The sequence below is a fragment of the Erythrobacter sp. JB1-15 genome, assembly GCF_057365035.1.
Window position 1 is genome coordinate 1,575,792 of the sequence record NZ_CP200295.1, and the last position, 23,166, is coordinate 1,598,957.

At 56.5% G+C, this 23,166-nt stretch carries 24 protein-coding genes; 11 read left to right on the plus strand and 13 right to left on the minus strand.

What is annotated here, in order from left to right; translation table 11 throughout:
• The first annotated feature begins 256 nt into the window (after positions 1 to 256).
• Genes AC0V6L_RS07620 through AC0V6L_RS07635 form a run of 4 tightly spaced genes read left to right on the plus strand, consistent with a single transcriptional unit; the run spans position 257 to position 3,696 of the window.
• Positions 257 to 916 (plus strand): glutathione S-transferase family protein, encoded by a 660-nt coding sequence (locus AC0V6L_RS07620; protein ID WP_486151563.1) that lies wholly within the window; start codon positions 257 to 259, stop codon positions 914 to 916.
• A gap of 40 nt (positions 917 to 956) precedes the next feature.
• Positions 957 to 2,114 carry a succinyl-diaminopimelate desuccinylase gene (gene dapE / locus AC0V6L_RS07625; RefSeq protein WP_486153698.1) on the plus strand — a complete coding sequence of 386 codons (1,158 nt, stop codon included), beginning with the start codon at positions 957 to 959 and terminating at the stop codon, positions 2,112 to 2,114.
• A gap of 5 nt (positions 2,115 to 2,119) precedes the next feature.
• On the plus strand, positions 2,120 to 3,376 hold the full coding sequence (locus AC0V6L_RS07630) for a dicarboxylate/amino acid:cation symporter (RefSeq protein ID WP_486153699.1): 1,257 nt from the start codon (positions 2,120 to 2,122) through the stop codon (positions 3,374 to 3,376).
• A gap of 5 nt (positions 3,377 to 3,381) precedes the next feature.
• Positions 3,382 to 3,696 (plus strand): 1-deoxy-D-xylulose-5-phosphate synthase, encoded by a 315-nt coding sequence (locus AC0V6L_RS07635; protein ID WP_486153700.1) that lies wholly within the window; start codon positions 3,382 to 3,384, stop codon positions 3,694 to 3,696.
• A 104-nt stretch (positions 3,697 to 3,800) separates the two neighbouring features.
• Here AC0V6L_RS07635 and nth read toward each other — a convergent pair whose 3' ends face one another.
• The 3 genes from nth to dapB are packed head-to-tail and all read right to left on the minus strand — an operon-like array spanning position 3,801 to position 6,395.
• Positions 3,801 to 4,451, minus strand: coding sequence for an endonuclease III (gene nth / locus AC0V6L_RS07640; protein ID WP_486153701.1), 651 nt, complete (start codon positions 4,449 to 4,451; stop codon positions 3,801 to 3,803).
• Positions 4,452 to 4,461: 10 nt separating this feature from the next.
• On the minus strand, positions 4,462 to 5,634 hold the full coding sequence (locus AC0V6L_RS07645) for a M48 family metallopeptidase (protein WP_486153702.1): 1,173 nt from the start codon (positions 5,632 to 5,634) through the stop codon (positions 4,462 to 4,464).
• 23 nt (positions 5,635 to 5,657) lie between these two features.
• Complete coding sequence (gene dapB / locus AC0V6L_RS07650) at positions 5,658 to 6,395, minus strand: 4-hydroxy-tetrahydrodipicolinate reductase (RefSeq protein WP_486153703.1); 738 nt, start codon at positions 6,393 to 6,395, stop codon at positions 5,658 to 5,660.
• Positions 6,396 to 6,429: 34 nt separating this feature from the next.
• Here dapB and AC0V6L_RS07655 point away from each other — a divergent pair, with 34 nt between their 5' ends.
• On the plus strand, positions 6,430 to 7,161 hold the full coding sequence (locus AC0V6L_RS07655) for an NAD-dependent deacylase (protein WP_486153704.1): 732 nt from the start codon (positions 6,430 to 6,432) through the stop codon (positions 7,159 to 7,161).
• Positions 7,162 to 7,184: 23 nt separating this feature from the next.
• Positions 7,185 to 7,505 carry a hypothetical protein gene (locus AC0V6L_RS07660; protein WP_486153705.1) on the plus strand — a complete coding sequence of 107 codons (321 nt, stop codon included), beginning with the start codon at positions 7,185 to 7,187 and terminating at the stop codon, positions 7,503 to 7,505.
• A gap of 66 nt (positions 7,506 to 7,571) precedes the next feature.
• On the opposite strand, the gene yaaA is transcribed toward AC0V6L_RS07660, so the two are convergent.
• The 5 genes from yaaA to mutM all read right to left on the minus strand — a co-directional run bounded on the left by yaaA (position 7,572) and on the right by mutM (position 12,545).
• Entirely contained in the window at positions 7,572 to 8,360 is a 789-nt protein-coding gene (yaaA, locus tag AC0V6L_RS07665) for a peroxide stress protein YaaA (RefSeq protein WP_486153706.1), read from the minus strand.
• 54 nt (positions 8,361 to 8,414) lie between these two features.
• Positions 8,415 to 9,269 (minus strand): HesA/MoeB/ThiF family protein, encoded by an 855-nt coding sequence (locus AC0V6L_RS07670; RefSeq protein ID WP_486153707.1) that lies wholly within the window; start codon positions 9,267 to 9,269, stop codon positions 8,415 to 8,417.
• Between the two features lie 132 nt (positions 9,270 to 9,401).
• Positions 9,402 to 10,862: a chromosomal replication initiator protein DnaA gene (gene dnaA / locus AC0V6L_RS07675; RefSeq protein WP_486149770.1), complete on the minus strand. Its 1,461-nt coding sequence runs from the start codon at positions 10,860 to 10,862 to the stop codon at positions 9,402 to 9,404.
• Between the two features lie 445 nt (positions 10,863 to 11,307).
• A complete protein-coding gene (rpsT, locus tag AC0V6L_RS07680) occupies positions 11,308 to 11,568 on the minus strand; it encodes a 30S ribosomal protein S20 (RefSeq protein WP_486149772.1) in 261 nt (86 codons plus the stop codon).
• A 161-nt stretch (positions 11,569 to 11,729) separates the two neighbouring features.
• Entirely contained in the window at positions 11,730 to 12,545 is an 816-nt protein-coding gene (gene mutM / locus AC0V6L_RS07685; RefSeq protein ID WP_486153708.1) for a bifunctional DNA-formamidopyrimidine glycosylase/DNA-(apurinic or apyrimidinic site) lyase, read from the minus strand.
• A gap of 183 nt (positions 12,546 to 12,728) precedes the next feature.
• Here mutM and AC0V6L_RS07690 point away from each other — a divergent pair, with 183 nt between their 5' ends.
• Both AC0V6L_RS07690 and ubiB read left to right on the plus strand, forming a co-directional pair.
• A complete protein-coding gene (locus AC0V6L_RS07690) occupies positions 12,729 to 13,484 on the plus strand; it encodes a class I SAM-dependent methyltransferase (protein ID WP_486153709.1) in 756 nt (251 codons plus the stop codon).
• 49 nt (positions 13,485 to 13,533) lie between these two features.
• Positions 13,534 to 15,099, plus strand: coding sequence for a 2-polyprenylphenol 6-hydroxylase (gene ubiB, locus AC0V6L_RS07695; protein WP_486153710.1), 1,566 nt, complete (start codon positions 13,534 to 13,536; stop codon positions 15,097 to 15,099).
• 8 nt (positions 15,100 to 15,107) lie between these two features.
• Here the strand turns inward: ubiB and AC0V6L_RS07700 are convergent, their stop codons facing one another.
• Positions 15,108 to 15,518 carry a DUF4345 family protein gene (locus AC0V6L_RS07700; protein WP_486153711.1) on the minus strand — a complete coding sequence of 137 codons (411 nt, stop codon included), beginning with the start codon at positions 15,516 to 15,518 and terminating at the stop codon, positions 15,108 to 15,110.
• A 222-nt stretch (positions 15,519 to 15,740) separates the two neighbouring features.
• Between AC0V6L_RS07700 and AC0V6L_RS07705 the strand changes: the two genes are divergently transcribed.
• Positions 15,741 to 17,441, plus strand: coding sequence for a bifunctional phosphopantothenoylcysteine decarboxylase/phosphopantothenate synthase (locus tag AC0V6L_RS07705; protein WP_486155073.1), 1,701 nt, complete (start codon positions 15,741 to 15,743; stop codon positions 17,439 to 17,441).
• Positions 17,438 to 17,896, plus strand: a complete 459-nt coding sequence (dut, locus tag AC0V6L_RS07710) for a dUTP diphosphatase (RefSeq protein WP_486149784.1) — start codon at positions 17,438 to 17,440, stop codon at positions 17,894 to 17,896. The genes AC0V6L_RS07705 and dut overlap by 4 nt, the downstream gene beginning before the upstream one ends.
• A gap of 96 nt (positions 17,897 to 17,992) precedes the next feature.
• Here dut and AC0V6L_RS07715 read toward each other — a convergent pair whose 3' ends face one another.
• The 4 genes from AC0V6L_RS07715 to secB form a co-directional block, all read right to left on the minus strand.
• Entirely contained in the window at positions 17,993 to 18,703 is a 711-nt protein-coding gene (locus AC0V6L_RS07715) for a DUF4136 domain-containing protein (protein ID WP_486153712.1), read from the minus strand.
• Positions 18,704 to 18,905: 202 nt separating this feature from the next.
• Positions 18,906 to 19,925: a tryptophan--tRNA ligase gene (gene trpS / locus AC0V6L_RS07720; protein ID WP_486153713.1), complete on the minus strand. Its 1,020-nt coding sequence runs from the start codon at positions 19,923 to 19,925 to the stop codon at positions 18,906 to 18,908.
• A 1-nt stretch (position 19,926) separates the two neighbouring features.
• Positions 19,927 to 21,543: a murein biosynthesis integral membrane protein MurJ gene (gene murJ, locus AC0V6L_RS07725; RefSeq protein ID WP_486153714.1), complete on the minus strand. Its 1,617-nt coding sequence runs from the start codon at positions 21,541 to 21,543 to the stop codon at positions 19,927 to 19,929.
• A 43-nt stretch (positions 21,544 to 21,586) separates the two neighbouring features.
• Entirely contained in the window at positions 21,587 to 22,111 is a 525-nt protein-coding gene (secB, locus tag AC0V6L_RS07730; RefSeq protein WP_486149788.1) for a protein-export chaperone SecB, read from the minus strand.
• 289 nt (positions 22,112 to 22,400) lie between these two features.
• Between secB and AC0V6L_RS07735 the strand changes: the two genes are divergently transcribed.
• Positions 22,401 to 23,057 carry a Tim44/TimA family putative adaptor protein gene (locus AC0V6L_RS07735; protein ID WP_486153715.1) on the plus strand — a complete coding sequence of 219 codons (657 nt, stop codon included), beginning with the start codon at positions 22,401 to 22,403 and terminating at the stop codon, positions 23,055 to 23,057.
• Positions 23,058 to 23,166: the final 109 nt, after the last annotated feature.

The following is a 23,166-nucleotide window of genomic DNA, read 5'->3' on the forward strand; positions in this document are numbered from 1 at the left end:
GATGGCCGGTAGCTGTATGCAAAAGAAACCTGAAATCACGCGAAAAACCGCCCTAAACACCGCCCCAAGCACTGGCCCGAAAACTGTGCGGGCAAAGACCCCTGCTGAGCTGCGGCTTGATGCAATCATCGCAGAGCTGCTTACGATGGACGATTTATCCTCTGGACCGTGTAACATGCGGTCCACCATTCAGCATCGACAGCGAAAGGATGAACGGATAGGGCGATCCTCGAACGCAAGGTGGAGCGGGAAACGCATGAAGCTGATCATCGGTAACAAGAACTACTCAAGCTGGTCCCTGCGGGGCTGGCTCGCGGTCAAACAATCGGGATTGTCGTTTGAAGAGATCCTCGTTCCCATGCTCGGGGAGCAGTGGAACAGCCGCAAAACCAACGAGCAGTTCCAGCCTTCCAGCGGCAAAGTGCCCATCCTGTGGGACGGTGATGATGTGATTTGGGATAGCCTCGCGATCATGGAGTATATGGCCGACAAGGTGGGGCGCGACCGGTTCTGGCCCAAGGACGACGCCCCGCGCGGAATGGCGCGGGCAATGGTGGCCGAAATGCACTCATGCTATCTGGCATTGCGCACCGAAATGCCAATGAATGTGCGCCGCCGGATACAGCTGGAAAGCCTGTCCGATCAGGCAAAGGCCGATGTTGTGCGCATTCTGGGCCTATGGGCAGAAGCCCGCGCGCGCCACGGCAGCGCCGGACCGTTCCTGTTTGGCACTTTTGGCGCTGCCGACATCGCCTATGCGCCCGTTGTGTCGCGGTTCATCACCTATGGCATTGGCGTGCCCGGCTTTGCGCAAAGCTATATGCAGGCCATCTGGGAACATGACTGGATGCAGGAATGGATCGCCGCGTCTGAAGAAGAGCAATGGGTTATCGAGCAGTATGAGGCGGTGACGTGATCGCTTGCGCCCGCGCTGATGCGTGCTACCCCTGCGCATTATGAGTGATGCTCTGGAATACGCCAAAGCGCTGATGGCTGCGCCCAGTGTGACCCCCGCAACCGGCGAGGTCTTCGATGTAATGGAAGCGGCGCTTGCCCCGCTGGGCTTTGCTGTCCACCGCTTTCAGCGCGGCGATGGGGACGAAGGGTCAGACGAGGCCCCGGTTGAAAACCTGTTCGCCATTCGCAAAGGGTCGCAAGGCAGCGGCCACTTTGCCTTTGCAGGGCACCTTGATGTGGTGCCGCCGGGGGATGGCTGGTCAAGCGCGCCGTTCCAGCCCGAAGCACGCGGAGAGCTGCTCTATGGCCGCGGCGCGGTTGATATGAAGGGTTCGATCGCTTGCATGATCGCTGCTGTAAAGGATGTGCCGCAACAGGCGGGCACCATCAGCTTCATCATCACAGGCGATGAAGAAGGGCCAGCGCTGCACGGCACGCGCGCTTTGATCGATCATATGCGCGCTGAGGATTGCGCACCTGATCTGTGCCTGGTGGGCGAACCGACATCGGTGAACCAGCTGGGCGATATGATGAAGATCGGCAGGCGCGGCTCTGTCAACATCTGGATCACGGTGGATGGCACGCAGGGCCATGTCGCCTATCCGCATCTGGCTGACAATCCGCTGCCAAAGCTTGTGGCGATCCTGGCAGAGCTGGACGCTTTGACGCTGGATACAGGCACGGACTGGTTCCAGCCTTCCAATCTGGAAATCACCGATATCGAAGTGGGCAATAAAGCGCACAATGTGATCCCCGCACAGGCAAAAGCGCGCCTGTCGATCCGGTTCAACGACCTGCACACAGGCGCAAGCCTGTCCGAACGCGTATCCGCGATTGCGCAAAGGCACGGCGGGCGCGCTTTGCCGATCATATCGGGCGAACCCTTCCTCACCCAGCCGGGCGCATTCTCATCCATGCTTGCAGACGCGATTGCAGCGGAAACAGGCCTCAAGCCGGAGCAGTCAACAACCGGCGGTACATCGGATGCGCGGTTCCTGCGCAGCGTTTGCCCGGTGATCGAATTTGGCCTGTGCAATGCTACCATGCACAAGCGCGATGAGGCGGTCGCCATGGCTGATCTCGATGTGCTCACGCGCATCTACACCCGTGCAGCCCTTGGCGCATTGGCTCTCAAGACAGAACAAAAAGAGGCGTAACACCCATGCAGACCTGGTTCGCAATCCCCCTTTGGCAGCGAGTGATCGGTGCGTTGGTGCTTGGCATCGCGCTTGGTCTGGCGTGGGGGCCTGAGGCGGCAAGCATTAAGATCATCGGCGATGTGTTTATCGCATTCATCAAGATGCTGGTCGTGCCGCTGATCTTCTTCAGCCTTGTGGCGGGCGTTGCGAGCATTGGCGATCTGTCAAAGCTGGGAAGTGTGGGGTGGCGCGCTTTGCTGATCTTCATCGTTACAGGCCAGATGGCGGTGTGGCTGGGGCTTGCGATCGGCACAATTGCGCAGCCTGGCAAAGGGCTTGATCCGTCCAAGATGGCGCTCGATGCAGCAGCATTGGAAAAAGCAGAGGCACGCAAGGAAGAAGCGGTGTCGTTCACCGACATGATTCTGGAAGTCATCCCTTCCAGCCCGGTTCAGGTGATGGCGGATGTGAACGTCCTCCCCTTGATCGTGTTCTCGCTCCTTATCGGGATCGGCATTCTGATGGCGAAGGAAGAGGGCGAGCCTGTGCTCAAGATCTTCGAATCTGGCAGCGTCGTCATGCAAAAGGTGACCATGGTGGTGATGGAGCTCACTCCGTTCGGCGTCTTTGCGCTGATGGCGTGGGTTGCGGGCACCTTGGGCGTGGATGCGCTGAAGGCTTTGGGGCAGGTGGTGTTCCTCAATTACCTCGGCTGTTTCCTGATTATCGGGGTGATCTATGCAGGGATGATCAAGTTCATCGCGCGCCTGCCCGTGATCGACTTTTTCCGAGGGATAATTGACGCGATTGCTGTGAGCTACTCAACCGCGAGTTCAAACGCGACATTGCCGGTAACCCTGCGCTGCGCGCGCCGCAATCTGGGCGTGTCAAACTCAGTCGCAAGCTTTGTCATATCGCTGGGCGCGACGATCAATATGAATGGCACCGCGATGTATCTGGGCCTTGCGACATTGTTCGGCGCGCAGGTTTTCGGCGTTGATTTGAGCTGGGGCGATTATGTGACGATTTCAATCCTCGGCACTTTGGGAGCGATCGGCGCGGCGGGTATTCCGGGATCGGGCCTGATCATGATGGTGCTGGTGTTCGGCGCTGTTGGCGTTCCGCTTGAGACCATCGCTTTGGTGGCTGGTATCGACCGGATCATGGATATGATGCGCACGACGACGAATGTGTCAGGTGACGCGGCAGTGGCGACGACCGTAGCGAGCCTCACGGGTGAGATTGACACCGAAGAGATGATCTCAGCGGATGATGTTTGAGGCAAATGTCTAAGCCAAAAACTCGGATCATGTTCATTGAGGACAAATCCGAAGGTCTGAACGGACCTGCCCGGATTGGCCGTGTGACGTTCTCAAAGTCGGGGCGATCCGTTCACTATCGAGGCCGCACTTTCCAGAAGGTTGGGTCTGGCTACAAATACAATCATGTAGCCGAAGACAACGGCGATCATTTCTGGATTTCGGGTCCACGCAAAGATGGTGCCGACCGGCTTTACCCTCAGAGCGCTTTGCCGGTTGAGATCGACGAAGATGTCGCGGACGAATACTGGCAGACGATCAGGGGCATTACAAAGGCCTAACCCCGGCAATGGTTGTCATTCCCGCACAGGCGGGGACCCAGGGCGGAGCCACACCGGTCCTAAACTGGACTCCCGCCTTCGCGGGGGTGACGGTAAGTGCGGAACTAGCGCACCCTAGGCGTCTTTAGAACCTTTTTGCGAAAACTGCACAAGTCGGTCAGCTCACATCGCCAGCATTCCGGTGTTCTTGCCTTACACACATACCGCCCATGCAGGATCAGCCAGTGATGCGCGTGCAGGCGGAAGGGCTGGGGTACGCGTTTTTCGAGCTTCGCCTCAACGCTTTCCGGCGTCTTACCTTTGGCAAGCCCCGTGCGGTTGCCCACGCGCAAAATGTGCGTGTCGACCGCGAACGTTTCCTGCTTGAACCAGCAGTTGAGCACCACATTCGCCGTCTTGCGGCCCACACCGGGCAACCGCACGAGGTCGTCGCGCGTATCGGGAACCTCGCCGCCGTAATCGTCGATCAGCAATTGTGAGAGCGCGATCACGTTTTTCGCCTTTGAATTGAACAGGCCAATCGTCTTGATATGCCCGATCAACCCCTCAAGCCCCAGATCGAGCATTTGCTGCGGCGTTTTCACCTTTGCAAACAGCGCGCGGGTTGCTTTGTTCACGCCCACATCAGTGGCCTGCGCAGACAACGCCACCGCGACCACAAGCTGATAGGCATTGCCATATTCCAGCTCGGTCTCGGGCTCAGGATTGTCCTCTGCCAAACGGCGGAAGAATTCAAAAATCTGGTCTTTGGTCATGCGCCCAGCATCATTCCTCAGCACTGGCGGGCGGGTTTGCCGCTTTCCATTCCATCGCGGTGCGCACCCTGTTTTCGACCGTGGGATGGGTATAGAACACGGTCTCCTCAATCGGGCCGGCCAGCGGATAGCGGTATTCGGCTGTCTTAATCAGCGCCCCGGCAAGCGCATCGGGCAGGTTCACGGTCTCCAGCGAATAACGGTCCGCCTCGCGCTCTCCGATACGGACAATCCCGTTGAGCAGCGGCTGTGCCAAAGTAAAAAACAGCCCGAAAGCGAACAAAAACACCGGTATGCCGCGCACATCTGCCAGTGCCGCTTTGCTGCCAAACCGGCGTGCAAACCAGCCATAGGTTTTGTCAGTCAGGAAAAACACGATCAGCGCCATCACGCTGATCACCGCGATCATGCGCCAGACATGGCCCAGCACATAATGGCCGATTTCGTGGCCCGTTACCGCTTTGACTTCATCCAGCGAAGCCTGGTCCATCGCCACATCGGAAATCGCGATGCGGGCGGATGAACCGATGCCGGACACATTGGCGGTGAAATTGTTCGATTGGCGCGATCCGTCATACATAAAGATGCGGTCTGCCGGGATGCCCGCTTCGGCGCCCAAAGCGTGAACGGCATCGCGCACTTCGCCTTCGGGAATGGGCGTGTAGTCGTTGAAAATCGGTTCGATCACGGCAGGCGACAACAGCAAGGCGAACGAGGCAAAGCCGGCCACAAGGCCGCCAGACCACAGCCACCACAATTTGCCTGCACGCCGGATCAGGAAATAGACGCCCACAAACAGCACGGCGGTCATCACCGCGCCAATCACTATGCCGATCGCGCCTTGGCTAAGATAATCAGCCAGAGGTTGCTGCGTGCGGCCATATTCGGTTTCGCGCCACCAATCTTCGTAAATGGAGAACGGCAGGGTCAACAGGGCGCTCAACACGTTAAACACCAGCGCAACGGCAAACACCCGCAGGTTCTGCCACCGTTCGCTTACCTTGCCAAAGACCCGATCAAGCACGCCCGTCCTCACCACCACAAAGGTGACGATAGCGCTGACGATGATCCCGGCCAAAATCAGCCAGTGATTGCCAGTGGTATAGGCGCGCGACAATTCGAGCGTTTCTGCCCCTAAAGTATCGATATAGCCGCGGGTCGCTGCTGCTGGATCAAATGCCATTCCAATTGCTCCTGAAATGCCCGTTATTTGCGCGCCAGTCCAAGCACATCTTCCATGGTGTAGCGGCCCGGTTTTTGACCAATCAGCCATTCGCCTCCACGAACAGCACCGCGAGCAAAGATGCGGCGATGCGAAGCGGAATGAGACAAAGTGATGGTTTCCTGCTCACCTGCAAAGATAACGCTGTGATCGCCAACTACGCTGCCGCCGCGCAAAGACGCAAAGCCAATCGCGCCTTTCCCGCGTTTGCCGGTATAGCCATCGCGCACTGCTTCGCGATTGCTTGCAAGGTCAATGCCGCGCGCTTTTGCGGCGGCTTCTCCAAGCAATTTGGCTGTGCCCGATGGCGCATCGACCTTGTGACGGTGGTGCATTTCAAGCACTTCGATATCCCAATCAGAGCCAAGCCTTGATGCTGCCTCTTCCACCAAAGCGCTGAGCAGGGTCACGCCCAAAGATGTGTTGCCCGTTTGGATGAGCGGGATCGTGCGCGACGCCGCTTCTACAAGCGCAAGGTGCGGTTCTTCCAAACCGGTTGTTCCTGTTAAAATGGGCGTTCCTGCATCGCAGGCCGCTTTCAGGTTCGCCTCCAAAGCCGCAGGCGCGCTGAAATCGACCAGAACGGCGCATTGGTCCGCTATCAACGCGACATCATCGCCCGCATCCACGCCCACTGCGCATTTGTGCCCGGCTTCCTCTATTGCTTCTGCCAAAGCCTGGCCCATACGGCCTGCACTGCCAATAATTCCGAAATCCGCCATTGCGTCCCTTAACCTGGAAGTGTTTGAAGATGCCATGGCAGGAATTGAGCGCATCGTCATCCTTACAGGGGCAGGGATATCCGCAGAAAGCGGTATCGACACGTTTCGCAATGCTGGCGGCCAGGGGCAGGGATTGTGGGAAAAGCACCGGGTGGAAGATGTCGCAACGCCCGAAGGGTTTTCGCGCGATCCTGATCTGGTGCTCAGGTTTTACGATATGCGGCGCGCGGCATTGGCCGGAGTGAAGCCCAACCGGGCGCATGAAGCGCTTGCCCATTTGGAGCGCGAATTTGCAAAAGTTCCGGCGCGCGAATTGCTGCTTGTTACGCAGAATGTTGATGATTTGCACGAACGGGGCGGATCACGCCAAGTGCTCCACATGCACGGGCAGCTGAAATCCGCGCTTTGCACATCATGCGCGGTTAGAACCCCCTGGGATGCGCCAATGCTGGACCGCCCGAAATGCCCGGCCTGCGGGATGCGGGCACTGCGTCCGGATGTCGTGTGGTTTGGCGAGATGCCCTATCAGATGGAGCGGATTTATGAAGCGCTGTCGCGTTGCGATCTGTTTGTCAGCATCGGCACATCAGGCGCGGTCTATCCCGCCGCTGGCTTTGTGCAGGAAGCCAGCGCGCAAGGTGCGGAAACACTGGAGCTTAATCTGGAGCCAAGCGAGGGCAGCCATTTCTTTGGCGAGGCGCGCCATGGCCCCGCGGGAAAGCTGGTGCCGGAATGGGTGGATGAGATTTTGCGAACCTCATCTTAATCCCGTTCAGATAGTGTCTGCGCATGGCTAAGCGCGTGCTTATCAGTGTGGCGGTCTTTGGACCTATTTATGCCTATCTCGCCTTTTCGTGGACGGGGTGCCTTGATGGCTCGTGCTCACCCGATAGCGCTTCAAACGCTGCCGTGGCCGCGCTCACAGCATTCGTATTGATCCTGCTGCTTGTGGGTTTGGGTTCAGCCATTGCGGGATCGAAAAACCTGCGCGAGGCGGCTGCGTCAAAACAGGCGGACAAGGCCGCGCTGGGCGGCATTGACCTGTGGCTTGGTTTTCAGCTGCTATTGCTGGCAATTGGCGGCGGGGTTGCAGGGTTCAAGCTGCTCTGAACCTGCCAAAAATTCTAAGCCTGCGGACAATCCTGAACCAGTGGGCAAGATGCCAAAGCATGCCTGCTATTTCTTTTTCACCGGCGGCTGTTTGCGGCTGAAAACCAGCTCGCTTTCACTGGAAGCGCGGGCATCATAACGATACCCTTCCGCATCAAATCCGCGCAGGTCATCGGCGTTCTCGATGCGGTTTTCCATGATCCAGCGGGCCATCAATCCGCGCGCGAATTTGACGTGATACATCAATCGGCGCGCCTCGCCGTCTTTCACATTGAGAAAGCTTGCCTCGATCACATTGCCGGGCAGGGCGCTTTTGTCGACGGCTTTGAAATATTCGTTTGATGCGAGGTTCACGACGGTCTGATCGCTGTGCTCTGCCAGATCTTCGTCCAATTGTTCGCCAATTCGGCTGCCCCAGAAATCATAGAGCGATTTGCCGCGCGGGTTGGCCAGTTTGGTGCCCATCTCAAGACGATAAGGTTGAATGGCATCCATGGGACGAAGGAGACCGTAAAGCCCTGAAAGAATACGCAAATGATCTTGCGAATAAGCCAAAGCGGCATCATCCATGCTTTTCGCTTCGAGGCCCCAATACACGTCGCCATCAAATACGAGCCCGGCAGGCTTGGCGCTGTTGCTGCGTCCATCCAGATCAAAGGATTTGAACCGCTGGGCATTCAATTCTGCCAGATTGTCCGAGATGTGCATTAAGTCTTTGAGATCGTTTGCTGATTGTGCTTTGGCGACTTTGGCTATTTCCCGCATATCGTCGTCCAGGCGGGGCCGAGTGACATCCAGCGAAGTGGGATGGGCATCAAAGTTGAGCTTTTTGGCAGGCGAGAGAAGCGTGATCATAACTGGAAGTCCGGAGTTTTCATAAGTGAGCTCAGGTGAGGCTTTGTTAATGTGTTAGCCGCAGCCTTTGCATGAGGGGTCTTTGGAAATACGGATTGTGCGCATCCCCGGCTGCATCCCGTCCAGCACGTGCAACTGACCGAACAAGGGCTGGCCAAACGCGCTCACCCCTGCAAGCAATACGCGCACGGCTTGCATGGCCGCGAATGTCCCTGTCCACCCGGCCATGGCGCCCAGCATGCCATCTTCGGCGCAGGTGTCGCAGTCCTCTGCGTCAAAGGCATCGCCGACAAAGCAGCGATAGCAGGGCTGTTCTGGCAAGTGTCCCGCAAACGCGCCAACCTGTCCTTGAAACCGGCCCACCGCTGCAGAAAGCAAGGGCGCGCGTTCGGCAACGCAGGCATCAGAAACCGCAAGGCGGGTGGCGAAATTGTCGGTGCCATCAAGCACAAGATCAGCGCCAGCAATAAGGTCTCCGGCATTATCAGGCGTGATGCGGCTGTCAGAGATGCTGACATCCAACGCATCGTCAAAATTGGCCAGCCAGCGCCGAGCGGAGGTCGCTTTGCCGTGACCAATATCGCGCGTGGTGAAAAGCGTTTGGCGTTGCAGATTGCTCACATCAACAGCATCGTCATCGACCAGAGTGAAGCGTCCTATTCCGGCCCCTGCCAAATATTGCAAAGCGGGCGAGCCAATCCCGCCAAGACCAATCAGCGCAATGTGCTTCGAAGCAAGCGCAGCCTGCCCAGCGCCGCCGATTTCGGGGATGACAATGTGGCGCGCAAACCGGTCCAGTCTTGCAGGTGAAAGCGGTGATGGTGCCAATTGGGCGCCATCACGCGCCTGAGCTGTGGTAGCCGCTGTGGAAGCCTCTGTGGGCGTGTCTGTGAACAACCTGTCGACCATATTGGCTCTGTTTACAGGCTGGGGACGCCCTGTGAATAGGGTGTGGATGGCTTTGGGGCTGCCGCATGTACATACTCAACAGCTAATGCAAAACAGACCCGGCGTTGCGCCGGGGTCTTTCACCCGATTTTGTTAGCTTTCCAGCTGACGCAGCAAGCTTCGCACATCGCCATCCATGTCAGCATCGCGCTCCCTAAGATCTTCGATCAGGCGCACCGCATGGATCACAGTTGAATGGTCCCGTCCGCCAAATTTGCGGCCGATCTCAGGATAAGAACGCGGCGTGAGAACTTTTGACAGATACATCGCCACTTGACGCGGACGGACCACAGCGCGAGCGCGGCGTTTGGAGCTCATTTCGCTGCGATCAATCCGGTAGAATTGGCAGACCGTGCGCTGAATTTCGTCAATCGTGATCCGGCGGCGGTTCGCCGAAAGAATATCGGTGAGCTGTTCCTCTGCAAGTTGCAGTGACACTTCCTGCCCCGTCAACTGCGCATAAGCGATCAGCTTGTTAAGACCACCCACAAGTTCGCGCACATTGCGAGTGATCGTACGAGCAAGAAAATCGACCACATCTTCTGGCACGCTCAAAGGAGCAAACCGTTTCAGTTTCGATTCCAAAATGGTTTTGCGCAATTCGATATCAGCCGCCGCAATATCGGCCACCAACCCCATGGAAAGGCGGCTGAGCAAGCGTGGTTCAACCCCGTCCAAAGCTTGCGGCGCCCGATCAGCAGCGAAGACCAGCCGTTTGCCTTCAGCCAGCAGAGCATCAATTGTGTAAAGCAGCTCTTCTTGAGCAGAAGCTTTGCCAATGATGAACTGGATATCGTCGACCAATAGCAGATCAAAGCTGCGCAAGCGCGCTTTGAACTCGATCATTTGATTGGCTTTCAACGCTTGGACAAATTCCACCATAAACCGCTCTGCCGAGCAGTAGAAAATGCGAGCGCGCGGATGCGCCTGAAGAAAAGCGTGGCCTATGGCGTGAAGCAGATGTGTCTTGCCCTGACCAGTGGCGGCTTTGAGATAAAGCGGCGAGAACTGCGGCTGTTCGGTTGCCGCCATGCGCTGTGCAGCGTTGCAGGCGAGCACATTCGCTTCGCCAGTGACAAAGGCGGCGAACGTCAAAGAAGGATCAAGACCGACGCTGGATGTAAAGCCCGCTTCACCAATCGTACCGGCGGCCACCGCAATCGCGCTCGCGCCGTCATTGGCGGGCCTGCGGCCGTCATCAAGGCGCAATTCGGGCAATTGGCGCCGGCCCGGATGTACCTGAATATTGACACTGCGCACTTCGCTGCGCGCGATTTTCCACGCCAGCTGCAACCGATCATGAAAACGGTCTTTCACCCAATTGGCAGAAAATTCTGTTGGCAAGAACAGATCGAGCGTGCCCGATTCCTTGTTGATCGCGCCAACTTGGATCGGTTTTATCCATTGGCTGTGCAATTGATGGCCAAGATCTTTGCGAAGGCCCTGACTGATATCAGACCAGTCAGCGGCGAGGTTTACGGCTTCAGCATCTTCCATCAAATCATCATCCGAGCTGCGGCGCGTGGTCCGCGCCTTGTCAATTTTGTGCACCATTTGCTCCCCAATCCCAATACTTCTTCTATCTCGGAATCCCAGGCCGAGATCAGGTTTCAATTTTTACAACAGGCAAAGCTCTCCCGAGCTCGAAAAGCTAAAGCTTCGCGAGCACCCCCTATCGGCTAGACTGTAAAAACCCGAACTGTCCCGCTCCGGGTGAGACATGAATTAGGGGCGCAATGGCTTCAGAAGCAAGGATCAAATTTTAAGAAAAGTGCAATAATTCGGTTGACTCAACGCAACCCCGCAGGCCTCCGTTCAAGTCCCTGAATTGGCTTAAAATTCACAAAATGGCCTATGCGAATCGGCAGAAAAGCTGACATTGTGAAACGCATCATTTGCCCCATCGGGCTCAAACGAAAAGGGCCCCGCCAATTCGGCGAAGCCCTTAGAAGTCCTGACAAAAATTGCCTAAGGGAAACCCCTTAGGCAAGGGCGCGAATCAGAGACTCGCCACGCGCTTGCTAAGCCGCGACATTTTTCGTGCGACTGTGTTTTTGTGCATGACGCCGCGAGCGACACCGCGGGCCATTTCGGGTTGTGCGGCTTTCAAAGCTTTCGCGGCAGCATCTTTGTCACCTGCTTCGCATGCCGATTCGACTCGCTTCACAAAGCTGCGGATGCGGCTCATGCGGGCGGTGTTCACTTCAGTGCGGCTGGCATTGCGGCGGATACGTTTGCGGGCTTGCGGCGTGTTGGCCATAGGTCTGTCTGTCTCGCGTTGTGTGCTGGCCGCTGGTCGCGACCGAATTGATACGGCGTGTTCGAAATAGAATGCGGCGCCGCAGATGCGATCCGGGCGTCAAGAAACGCGGCACATATGCTCAAGACCGCTGAAGGTCAAGGATTCGCTGAGGCTGGCGCTTACCTTTGGCAAACCGGGCAATACCACGTGCTGCGACCACCCTGTGCGATTCGCCGAACCTTTCCTTCGTCTGCGCGGTGGCAAGGCTCCCCTGTGCGGCCATAGACGTCGAAGCTGGTAGCGAAATATCCCAGCTTCCCGTCCGGCGCTGAATAGTCCCGCAGCGAAGACCCGCCGTCGCGAATAGACGCCTCAAGCACATCTTTGATAGCAGGAACAAGCCTCGCAAGTTGAGGTTTGGTGACTTTGCCGCCTTTCTTGAGCGGATGGATACCGGCGCGCCATAAGGCTTCGCAGACATATATATTGCCAAGCCCGGCCACCAACCGTTGATCGAGCAGGCATAGCTTGATGGCTTGCACTTTGCCTCTAAGTGCCTCCCTGAGATGGCCCGGCGTAAAGTCTGGCCCCAAGGGTTCTGGTCCCAAGCTGGCGAATTGGGGCCATTTGTCTTGTTCATCACTGGCCACAAGATCGACAGAGCCGAACCGGCGCGGGTCACACAGGGCAAACTGGTGCCGCGCGGTTTCGATAATCCAGTGATCGTGCTTGTCTGGTTCTGCTGGGTCAATGCGAAACCGCCCGCTCATACCCAGGTGAAAAATCACCGATTGCGCGCGGTCGAGATGGATAAGGCCGTATTTCGCGCGCCGCGATAGGCCGATAACGCGGGCGCCTGTCATCACCTGCACAAGATCGGGCGGAAAGGGGCGCCGAAGATTTGGCCGGTTGAGGATTACGCGTTCAATCCGCTCCCCTGACAGAAATTTGGCCAGACCGCGCACGGTTGTTTCGACTTCAGGCAATTCAGGCATGACTGTTTGGTTCGCTATGGCTTGGCGGCCCGCCATGATCGGCGCTGGCGAGCAAGTTGTTCGCTCTTTCGATGCGAGATTATACCGCGCAGCGCAAGCCAGCAGGCGTCACGCAATACCTTGTGCGGACCGTGCAATAAACGCCCCTTTGCCTCCACGGCAATTCCCTCTAGGGCCTCGTGGATGAGCAAGTCCACTGATGAAACCGTTTCTTTCGGTTACGAGAATGTCTCCCCACAGGAGAAAACCCGGCGCGTTGGCGAAGTTTTCTCCAGCGTGGCGTCAAAGTACGACATCATGAATGATGCCATGTCTTTTGGCATGCATCGCGGGTGGAAAGACAAATTCGTCAAACGCGTTAAACCGCAGCCAGGCGAGGCAATTCTCGATATGGCTGGCGGCACCGGAGATATCGCATTCCGGATGGCCGATCGCGGCGCGGATATCACGGTGGCTGATATCAATCAGGAAATGCTTGATGTCGGGGCCGAACGGGCAATGGACCGCACCGAAAGCGCCGATACAGGAAGCCTCGTATTCTCACAACAAAACGCTGAGGATGTCAGTTTTTCCAGCAACACATTCGATGCTTACACTATCGTGTTCGGCATTAGGAATGTGACTTTCAAGGACAAAGCGCTCGCAGAAGCGCACCGCGTGCTGCGCCCGGGTGGCCGTTTTTTCTGCATGGAGTTTTCGACCACGCAGTGGTCGGGCTTCAAAGAAGCCTATGACCTTTATTCCAACCAGATCATGCCGCGTATGGGGCAAGTGATCGCGGGAGACGCAGACAGCTATCGCTATCTGGTCGAATCCATTCGCAAATTTCCTGCTCTTCCTGAATTTGAACGCATGATTCGCGCTGCTGGTTTTGTGAACACCAAGGTTGAGAGTATTTTGGGCGGAGCAGTGGCAATCCATTCGGGCTGGAAAATTTGATGATATCCTTCACCGAGTCTGCGCATTCTTTGGGTAGGCAAGCTCCAAAATGACCGCTCCCATTGTCCATCTTTCTAGGTTGGCGCGTTGGGGTATTACTCTTGCTCGCCGGCGCGCACTTATCGGGGTTGAGAATGATCCCAATGCGCCCAGCCAGATCAAACGACTGGCGAAACTGGCGCGCTGGGCGACTTTCACCAGCAAGAATGGCAAGCCTGATTATGCAGGTGCATTTCGCGCGATTGGTCCTGCGGCTATCAAGCTTGGCCAATCGCTCGCGACGCGGCCTGATCTTGTGGGCGAAGAAGCCGCACAAAACTTGCTGAGCCTGCAAGACAGCCTCCCGCCAGTTCCCTTTGCGGATATCAAGGCGGCGATCGAGGCTAGTTTTGCTCAGCCCATCGATTCGCTTTTTAGCGAGGTCGACCCCAATCCTGTCGGTGCAGCTTCCATTGCTCAGGTCCATAAGGCGATCACTACGGACGGGCGAAATGTCGCAATCAAGGTTTTGCGGCCGGGTATCAAAGAAAAGTTTGCACGCGATATTGCCACATATGAATGGGCGGCGGCTCATGTAGAGGTGATGGGCGGTGAAGCGGGACGTTTGCGCCCGCGACTGACCATTGCGAATTTTAAGCGCTGGACCAATTCTGAACTCGATCTGAGGCGCGAGGCAGCCTCGGCCAGCGAATTGGCAGAAGATATGTCTGGCATTGGCGGCTATCGCATCCCGGAAATTGACTGGGACCGGACCAATGGCCGGGTAATGACGATCGAATGGATCGACGGCGTAAAAATCTCGCGCAGCGATGAGTTGGCCGCGCGCGGGCATGACCTGAGCCGAATTGCCGATAAACTCGTAATCAGTTTTCTGACTCAGGCCATCAGCGCCGGTTTCTTTCATGCAGATATGCATCAGGGCAATCTATTCGTCGAAGATGACGGTACGATTGTTGCAATTGATTTCGGGATTATGGGCCGGATTGACCGGCGTGCGCGGCAATGGTTGGCAGAAATCCTCTATGGGCTGACCACAGGCAATTATCAGCGCGTTGCAGAGATACATTTCGAGGCGCAATATGTGCCGAGCTACCATTCGGTAGGCGAGTTCGCGACCGCTCTTCGCGCAGTCGGCGAACCCATGCGCGGAAAGCCGGTGAGCGAATTGTCCGTGGGGCAGATGCTGGATGGGCTGTTCGCCATCACGCGGGATTTTGACATGCAGACACAACCGCATTTGCTGTTGCTGCAAAAGACGATGGTCATGGTTGAGGGCATTGCGACACAATTGAATCCGCAGATCAATATGTGGGACACAGCTGCGCCTTATGTCAGGGATTGGATCCGCGATGAACTGGGTCCGGAATCTGCGCTTGCTGATAGGATCAAAGAAGATACCGAAACCCTGCTTCGTCTGCCCGGTTTGGTCCGCCGGATCGAAGATCAGTTTCCCGCCAAGGGAGGCGCGCCAGAAGCGCCGCCTTTGCCCGAAATCAAGCTGCTGACCGATCGGCGCACAACAGCAGGCGGGCCGGGCTTTCTTGGCTATTTTATCGCTGGGCTTGGTGGTGCTGGAGCGATGCTGGCATTGATGATGAGCGGTGTGCTTGGATAATCAGGCGGTTAGAGCGCATTGGCGATTGAGCTTTTGCGTTTTCCGTTGGCTGGCGACTTAACTGCGCAGAGCAGAGCTGCACCTCCCAGAACGGCTTCAACCACCATCGGCGCTATGTAGCCTTCAAAATTGCCGACGATGATCAGGCTGACAAGCCGGGCAGCTAGAGTGACCAGCATCAATGCCGCGGCAATAATCAAGGGCGCGCTTTGGCGCGTAAGCGCACCCCAGATCAAGCACGCGCCGCTTACGCCGAAAAAGGCTGTGAAATCTGCGCGCATTGATGTGAGGCCATGTGCGCCTTCTGCGACGAGGCCAAAGTCAGCCCCGGCGGCCGCTGGATCGATCAGAAAACCGCCAGCCATATACAGCAGGAGCATCCCGCCGAGTATAAGTACGATGCGCAAAGCGATTATCATTATGGGTCTCCCGTTTCGTTGGCACTCTATGCGGCATGGGCGCATCGCAATAGCGAAAAGTTTACCATTGTGCCGCAAGGAAGCAGGCAGGCCTTGGCCGCGGCGCGTGGGACGGCTAGGCTGAGGGCAACGCTTGTTCAATTGGGCAAAATGGCGCACCGCGCGCTGGGAAAGCCCGCTAAAGAGGCAAAAAAGAGACCGCCAGTGACCGCGCCCGACAAAATGCCCAAAATCTTGCTGGTCGTAGGCGGCGGTATCGCGGCCTACAAATCATGCGAGCTGGTCCGGTTGATGCGCAAAAGCGGCGCCGATGTCACTTGCGTCGTGACGCGCGGTGGGCAGCACTTTGTCACTCCGATGTCGCTGGCAGCGCTTAGCGAGAACCAAGTTTACACGACCTTGTGGGATCTCAAAAACGAAGCCGAAATGGGCCACATCCAACTGAGCCGCGAAGCTGACCTGATTGTGGTGTGCCCCGCGACAGCTGATCTGGTTGCGAAAATGGCCAATGGCATTGCGGATGATCTTGCCACCACTCTGATCCTTGCCACAGATACGCCCGTCATGGCGGTGCCTGCGATGAATGTACGCATGTGGGAACATGCATCGACTCAAAGCAATATCGCCCAATTGCGCGAAGGCGGCACCATTGTGCTTGACCCTGATGAAGGGCCAATGGCGTGCGGTGAATTTGGCTATGGGCGCCTGCCTGAGCCAGATGCGATTTGGCGCTATGCAGCTCAGCAACTCGGCATCGAAGTGCCAGAAACGACCGCATCTGCTCGCGTTGTTGGTGATACCGCCGGAGATATTGCAGCAGAAGCGCTTGAGCCAGAAGAAGAGGAAAGCTCAGGCGGGGGGCTGGGGGGTCTGCTTTCGCGCATTATTCCCCGATCAACTCCCAAGCGTGAGCCCGAAGAGATTGACGGCGATGACATGCCTGATGATGAGCTTCCCGAAGTTGAAGAGGAAGAGATTGAGTTCAAGCCCGATCTTGGTGGGCCGATCCTCGCATCCAAAGGCAGCGCAGGCGCTGCTCCGCCGATAGACCCTGATGCCATCAATCATGAGTTTAATGAACGGCAATCGGCACCTGAAGTGATTGAGGAGCTGGAGGGCGATGCGGATTCAACCGACGAGACGGCTCCTGCAAAAGATACGGCGAAAGTTGCGGCAAAAGCCGCACAGGATGCGGCGCCCATAGAGGCGACCACCGCCGCTGTCGGCGAGTTTGTCAGTGACCCGAGCTATCAACCGCTGAAAGGCCGTTCTATCCTCATCACCGCTGGCCCGACGTGGGAAGCGATTGATCCTGTGCGCTACATCGCCAATCGTTCCAGTGGGAAGCAAGGCTTTGCCATTGCGGGTGCGGCCGCTGCCCTGGGTGCGAATGTAACCTTGGTCGCCGGCCCTGTCTGGCTTCAAACGCCTGCCGGTGTCACGCGCGTGGATGTTGAAAGTGCAGCGGAGATGAATGACGCTGTCAAAGCCGCTTTGCCCGCAGATGTGGCCGTGATGGTGGCAGCGGTGGCCGATTGGCGACCTAAGGAATTCAAGGATGAGAAAATCAAGAAGCGCGGCTCTGCTCCGCCAGCTTTGATGCTTACCGAAAATCCGGATATTCTCACCAATGTGGCCGCTGGAAACAAGCGGCCTGAATTGGTGATCGGCTTTGCTGCAGAGACCGAGAACCTCATCGATAACGCCCAGAAAAAGCGCAAGCGCAAGGCTGCGGACTGGATCATTGCTAATGATGTTTCGAGCGATGAGCACGGCGAAGGCGTGATGGGCGGCGATGAAAACCGCGTGCACATCATTTCCGCTGCGGGTGTCGAAAGCCTGGATGAAATGCCCAAGCATCAAGTGGCTATGGCTTTGGCCGAACGGATTGCCGCTGCGCTTCAGAAGGAGGCAGCTGAGTGACGGGCGCGGTCAAAGTTGAAGTGAAACGGTTGGCGCATGGGGCAGGGTTACCCTTGCCAGCTTACGCAACCGCAGGTGCAGCGGGCATGGATGTCGTCTCGGCTGAAGATGTGGCAATCGCCCCGGGCGCGCGCCACGCGGTAGCAACAGGTTTAGCTGTCGCAATCCCTCAAGGTTTTGAGATTCAGGTGCGGCCCCGATCTGGCCTTGCGTTCAAGCACGGCATAACCGTGCCCAACACGCCGGGTACAATCGACAGCGATTACCGGGGCGAATTGAAAGTCCTGCTTATCAATCATGGCACATCCGACTTCAGCGTTGCGCGCGGTGACCGCGTGGCGCAATTGGTGCTTGCGCCCGTGGTGCAGGCTGCTTGGGACGAGGTCGAGGAGCTCGATGACACAGCACGCGGCGCTGGCGGGTTTGGATCCACGGGCGGGGCAGCCGGCCTTTAGAATTGCCTCAAAAGCTAACACCAAAAAGGCGGCGCTGATCCCTTGCGCCGCCTTTCCGTCCCATCCAAGAGGTGGGTAGTGTTTTGTTTGGACCAATCAGTCGATCGGCTTTACTTTCGTTCCGTCGTTCTTGATCGTGATCCGCAGCGTTTCACCAGAATTGCCGGGAAAGTCCGTAAACAAAGCTTCGACGAGATTGGGCACCAATTTGGGCAAACGGTTTGAACGAGAAAGCGCCTGCGCTTTGCCTTCGAACAGGCGTTCCCCTGTTGCAGTGCTGTCGATCTTCAGATCAATTTCGCTGGTATAAACTGTAAAGCTTCGCACATCGGGACCAGCAAGGAACGGATCGTAAAACCCAAATGCAAAATTACGGCGGAAACCAAAGCCTCGCCCGAAGCCTCGACGAAAACCAATGCCTGGACCGAAGAATGGATCACCTGCAAAACCACCGCCAACTGTGCGCACCCGTTCACGGCCAGTGTCCACATCATAGTCAAAACGCACGAGTAGCGATGCATCAGCCGCGTTTGCCGCCCGGGTGTAGCCAAGCTCAGACATTTCTGCAGCGACGCGGTCCGCATAGAGTGCAAATTCCAGGCCGCCGTCCAGCTTGGGATCATCTGCCACAATAGCGAATGTTTCACCCTGCGGTGCGGGCAACTGGCTTTGGAAGCGTGAAACATCTGCTTTGAAAGCAGGCGCACAGGCAGAAAGACCCGCGGCCAGTGCTAGCGGAAGCGCGATCCGAGCCAAGCGGCTGCGGGCGTTTGTGCGCGGTTTTGAGGTCATTTCTTGTTTATACATGGCATACCCTTTGCGTAATCACCAGAGTCCAACGCCAGTGACACATTAAGCGTTCCCCACGCATTACACCGGCCATCAAGTGGGATAGACGCGAACGAGCGATCCAAATGGCAGGTGCCTGACCTCAACAAGCAAGGCGCCACTGTCTCGCGGAAGACTAGCGGTTGGGTGTGAACGGCGATTGAACGTGCATGATGAACGATTAGCCGCGCACCAACCCCAAGGCCTTATAGGCGTTGGATAAAGTCTGGGCACTTGCCTCGCGTGCCTGGGCGGCTCCGCGTGCAAGAATTGCATCTAGCGCTTCTTCGTCCTGCATCAAATCGCGGAACCGCGCATAAATGGGGCTTAGCGTTTCGATCATCACTTCGCCCAATGCGGGCTTAAATTCGCCAAAACCCTTTCCGCCATGCTCTGCGAGCACATCGGCCGGCTTAGTGCCGGAAAGAGCGGCATAAATACCAACGAGATTGAGAGCTTCAGCGCGTCCTTCCAGACCCTTTTCCTCACTCGGCAATGGTTCAGGATCGGTCTTTGCCTTTTTCACCTTTTTCATGATCGTGTCTGCATCATCAATCAAATTGATACGGGCAAGATCCGATGGATCAGACTTGCTCATCTTTGCAGAACCATTGCGCAGCGACATGATGCGCGCTGCCTCTGGCGGGATTATGGGATCAGGCAATGTGAAAATGGGAGCCTCTGGCGAGCCAAAATCCGTGTTGAATTTTTGAGCGATATCGCGCGCCAATTCCAGGTGCTGCTTTTGATCTTCACCGACCGGCACATGAGTGGCCTGATAAAGCAGCACATCAGCCGCTTGCAGCACGGGATAAGTGAACAGAGCTATGGATTGACCCTCGCGGTTTTTGCCCGCTTTGTCTTTCCACTGGGTCATGCGATTAAGCCATCCCATGCGTGCAGTGCCCGATAAGAGCCATTGCAATTCGGCATGAGCGGGAACTTGTGCCTGATTGAACAGCACGGTTTTAGCTGGATCAACGCCGCAGGCAACCAGCGTGGCGACCATTTCGCGCGTTGTTGCAGACAGTTCAGCCGGATCATGCGGCATCGAAATGGCATGCAGATCAGCCAGGAAAATAAAGCACTCCCCGCCCGCCGCATGCGCCTCATCCTGAAGCTTCACGTAATTGACGATAGCGCCAAGATAATTGCCAAGGTGCGGTTGGCCAGTGGGTTGAATACCGGAGACGACGCGCATTTTAAGAAGCCTTCTTGGTAAGAGTTGCGATGCGTTGGCGGTCGATTGCGCCAACGGCAAAAGCCAGGCCGAAATAGACGATGGCAGCCGCGCCAACCAGAACGGCCAATGCGCCAAGCCTTGCAAACAATCCGGACGTGTACCACCCAGCCAGCAGATCGTTCGCATATATCAGCGCTGCGCCCATGGCGGCGGCGGCTAGCACTTGGCGGGCAATTCTGAACAGCAAGATGTACGGAATGCGGTAATGGCCGCGCTGTGCGAGGATGGCGATCAGCACGAAGGCGTTGATCCATGCACCAATAACGCTTGCAAAGGCGATGCCGGGTACTCCGTAACCTAAGCCTACAAAAGCAAATTCTCCGCCCAATGAAACTCCAAGATTTAGAATGCAGAACGAAACAAAAACCCCGAGCGATATAAAGGCAGCGATTACGGGAGTCTTGGTGTCGGAACGTGCGTAGAAATTGGGCACGAGCACTTTTACCAGAACATAGGCGGGCAGACCGAGAACGAGCGCAGCGAGCACATTGCCGGTTGCCTGTGCATCGGCGATATCAAATCGCCCTCCCTGAAAAATCATCGTTACAAAAGCCTCCGCGCAAATCGCCAATGCGACCGCAGCGGGGATGGTAAGCAGCATGGCCAATTCGATTGCATCGGACTGGATGCGGTCAGCGCCTTCTTTGTTATCGCTGCCGACAAATTTGCTGAGCGTTGGCAAAATGGCCGTTGAAAGCGCGATGCCAATAATTCCGAGAGGCAGTTGATTCAATCGATCAGCGTAGTTCATGTAACTGACCGATCCGTCCTCAAGCTGATTGAGAAAGTACAGCTGCACCAACGTGTTTATCTGATATGCTCCGCCGCCAATTGCTGCGGGCAGAGCGATGATCCCTAGCCGTTTCACTTCCGGAGTTATGCGCGGCCACAACAGCTTTGGCCGAAACCCTTCAACACGGGTCCAGTAATACAGCCATGCCAATTGCATCAGGCCCGCCCCGGTTACCGCCCAGGCAATGCCGTAAGCAATCTGTTCGACACTCGCTCCAGAAGTGGCGGCGAACCATTCGCCTGTCAAAAGCGCTGCGATCAGAACCAGATTGAGGATGATGGGAAAGCTCGCGCCCGGTGCAAAGCGGGAGACTGAATTGAGCATGCCAGTGAACAAGGTCACCAGGCTGATCAAGATTATGTAGGGAAACATGATCCGCGCAAAATCGACAGCTAAATCAAAGCCTTGCGGGTTAATCGGCTTGTCTGCAAGCAGCCATATTACGCCCGGCATCGCGATTTCAAACACCGCCACAAGCGCGATCAGCACCGGCAGAAAAACGCTCAGCACATCGGCGCTGAAACTGCGCGCCTCTTCCATTCCTTTTTCAGGAGTATCTGAGCCATGCAACCGCTTTGAGAACATCGGGACAAAAGCTGCCGAGAATGCCCCTTCGGCAAACAGGCGGCGAAACACATTGGGGATGATGAACGCCTGAAACCATGCATCGGTCACTGCATTGGCGCCCAGCACGCGCGAGAATATCATCTCGCGCGCCATGCCAGCGATCCGGCTGAGCATTGTCAGCGATCCGATTGTCCCGATGTTTTTCAGCAGGCTCATATGGTCTTGCCCGCGCCTTTGCTCAAAGGGTCAATGCGCCCGCTCAATTTGGAGCGGGAGCATCGCCGCCAGCGCCATCAGCTTCGCGCTTGGCCTGCAATTGCTGCACATACAGCCCGTTAAAATCAATCGGATCAATCATCAATGGCGGGAAACCTGCATCGCGCACCGCATCCGCAATCACTCTGCGAGCAAACGGGAACAGGATCCGCGGAGCTTCTGCAAACATAAACGCATGCGCCTGTTCTTCGGGAATGTTGCGAATACCGATAAGGCCGCAATAGGCCAATTCAACGATATAGGCCTGACCCTTTTCAGCAATGGCTGCGATGTTCACTTTCAACGTCACTTCGTGGACATTTTCACCCAGATTATCGGCAGCGATATTGAACTGAACGTCAATCTGCGGATTGTCCGTCCACTGAAACACATCGGGTGCATTGGGGTTTTCGACCGAGAGATCTTTGACATACTGCGTGATGATGGCCGCGGCTGGCCCGTTGTCTGCGCCATTGGCGCCTGCTGCGGGATTGTCGAGATCGGTAAGTACGTTGTTGTCATCAGCCATGCGGGTCTATCTTTCGATCTTTGGTAATTCTGAGGTTCATCTTGCCAAGAATAAGATGGCAAATGTGTTCGGCGCGCGCCTAGCAGGGTGGACCATGGCTCGCAACTGCGGCGAAGGCAAATGGCCCCGCCCGTTAGCAGCACTTGCGCTGCTTGCGACCACTTCGGCGCAGGATGCAACCAAAAGAGCGTTGCCGAATTGTATTTGATGCCTAATTAAGGCAGTGAGAGTTTTGTAAAGGTATCGCAGTTAACCCTGCCCCCATCAGCTGATTTATCGGATATTGGATGTGATTGAGATTGTAATCCTCGCCCTGTTTGCCGCTTTTCTGGGCTATCGGCTGTATTCTGTGCTGGGCAGCCGGGCTGAACATGAAGAGGAATCGATCCCGCAACGCTTCGATTCGGGCGCGAATCAGCAACCGCAATCGTCGCAGCCTTCTGCGGTGAATGCACCCGCGCCTGCACGCTCGCTCGAATTGGAAGGCGTTATGCCTGCAGTAGAGCGCGGCATTCGCGATATCGCCAATGCGGATGCAAAATTTGATCTGCCCATCTTTATGGACGGCGCAAAAGCCGCTTACGAAATGGTGCTGGAAGCATTTTGGAATGGTGACCGCGAAACGCTCGGCGATCTGTGCGATGATGATGTTTATGAAGGTTTCAGCGCCGCGATTGACGCGCGGGAAAAAGAGGGTGAGACGCTCGATAACTCGCTGATCCGCATCGAAGAGACCCGTATCCATTCGGCATCGCTCGATGGCCGGCTTGCACGGATTTCGGTGCTGTTTGTTGCCGATATTGCTGCTGTCACCCGTGACAAGGATGGCAATATGATCGCCGGATCGCTCGATGATGCGATTGAAAGCCGCGATGTGTGGACTTTCTCGCGCAATACGGCGGATCGCGATCCCAACTGGGTTCTTGACGAAACCGACGAAGGTTAAGTCAAACTGCGGCGCGCATGATTGCGCCGCTGCGTTTACCCGCATAGACAGGGGCGTATGAAAATGCGCCTGACCTTTCCCATCCTTGCCTTTCTGATGCTAGGCGGTT

Coding starts and splice junctions, on each gene's coding strand:
- AC0V6L_RS07620 (WP_486151563.1), top strand. CDS start 257: ATGAAGCTGATCATCGGTAACAAGAACTACTCAAGCTGGTCCCTGCGG.
- dapE (WP_486153698.1), top strand. CDS start 957: ATGAGTGATGCTCTGGAATACGCCAAAGCGCTGATGGCTGCGCCCAGT.
- AC0V6L_RS07630 (WP_486153699.1), top strand. CDS start 2,120: ATGCAGACCTGGTTCGCAATCCCCCTTTGGCAGCGAGTGATCGGTGCG.
- AC0V6L_RS07635 (WP_486153700.1), top strand. CDS start 3,382: ATGTCTAAGCCAAAAACTCGGATCATGTTCATTGAGGACAAATCCGAA.
- nth (WP_486153701.1), bottom strand. CDS start 4,451: ATGACCAAAGACCAGATTTTTGAATTCTTCCGCCGTTTGGCAGAGGAC.
- AC0V6L_RS07645 (WP_486153702.1), bottom strand. CDS start 5,634: ATGGCATTTGATCCAGCAGCAGCGACCCGCGGCTATATCGATACTTTA.
- dapB (WP_486153703.1), bottom strand. CDS start 6,395: ATGGCGGATTTCGGAATTATTGGCAGTGCAGGCCGTATGGGCCAGGCT.
- AC0V6L_RS07655 (WP_486153704.1), top strand. CDS start 6,430: ATGGCAGGAATTGAGCGCATCGTCATCCTTACAGGGGCAGGGATATCC.
- AC0V6L_RS07660 (WP_486153705.1), top strand. CDS start 7,185: ATGGCTAAGCGCGTGCTTATCAGTGTGGCGGTCTTTGGACCTATTTAT.
- yaaA (WP_486153706.1), bottom strand. CDS start 8,360: ATGATCACGCTTCTCTCGCCTGCCAAAAAGCTCAACTTTGATGCCCAT.
- AC0V6L_RS07670 (WP_486153707.1), bottom strand. CDS start 9,269: ATGGTCGACAGGTTGTTCACAGACACGCCCACAGAGGCTTCCACAGCG.
- dnaA (WP_486149770.1), bottom strand. CDS start 10,862: ATGGTGCACAAAATTGACAAGGCGCGGACCACGCGCCGCAGCTCGGAT.
- rpsT (WP_486149772.1), bottom strand. CDS start 11,568: ATGGCCAACACGCCGCAAGCCCGCAAACGTATCCGCCGCAATGCCAGC.
- mutM (WP_486153708.1), bottom strand. CDS start 12,545: ATGCCTGAATTGCCTGAAGTCGAAACAACCGTGCGCGGTCTGGCCAAA.
- AC0V6L_RS07690 (WP_486153709.1), top strand. CDS start 12,729: ATGAGCAAGTCCACTGATGAAACCGTTTCTTTCGGTTACGAGAATGTC.
- ubiB (WP_486153710.1), top strand. CDS start 13,534: ATGACCGCTCCCATTGTCCATCTTTCTAGGTTGGCGCGTTGGGGTATT.
- AC0V6L_RS07700 (WP_486153711.1), bottom strand. CDS start 15,518: ATGATAATCGCTTTGCGCATCGTACTTATACTCGGCGGGATGCTCCTG.
- AC0V6L_RS07705 (WP_486155073.1), top strand. CDS start 15,741: ATGCCCAAAATCTTGCTGGTCGTAGGCGGCGGTATCGCGGCCTACAAA.
- AC0V6L_RS07715 (WP_486153712.1), bottom strand. CDS start 18,703: ATGTATAAACAAGAAATGACCTCAAAACCGCGCACAAACGCCCGCAGC.
- trpS (WP_486153713.1), bottom strand. CDS start 19,925: ATGCGCGTCGTCTCCGGTATTCAACCCACTGGCCAACCGCACCTTGGC.
- murJ (WP_486153714.1), bottom strand. CDS start 21,543: ATGAGCCTGCTGAAAAACATCGGGACAATCGGATCGCTGACAATGCTC.
- secB (WP_486149788.1), bottom strand. CDS start 22,111: ATGGCTGATGACAACAACGTACTTACCGATCTCGACAATCCCGCAGCA.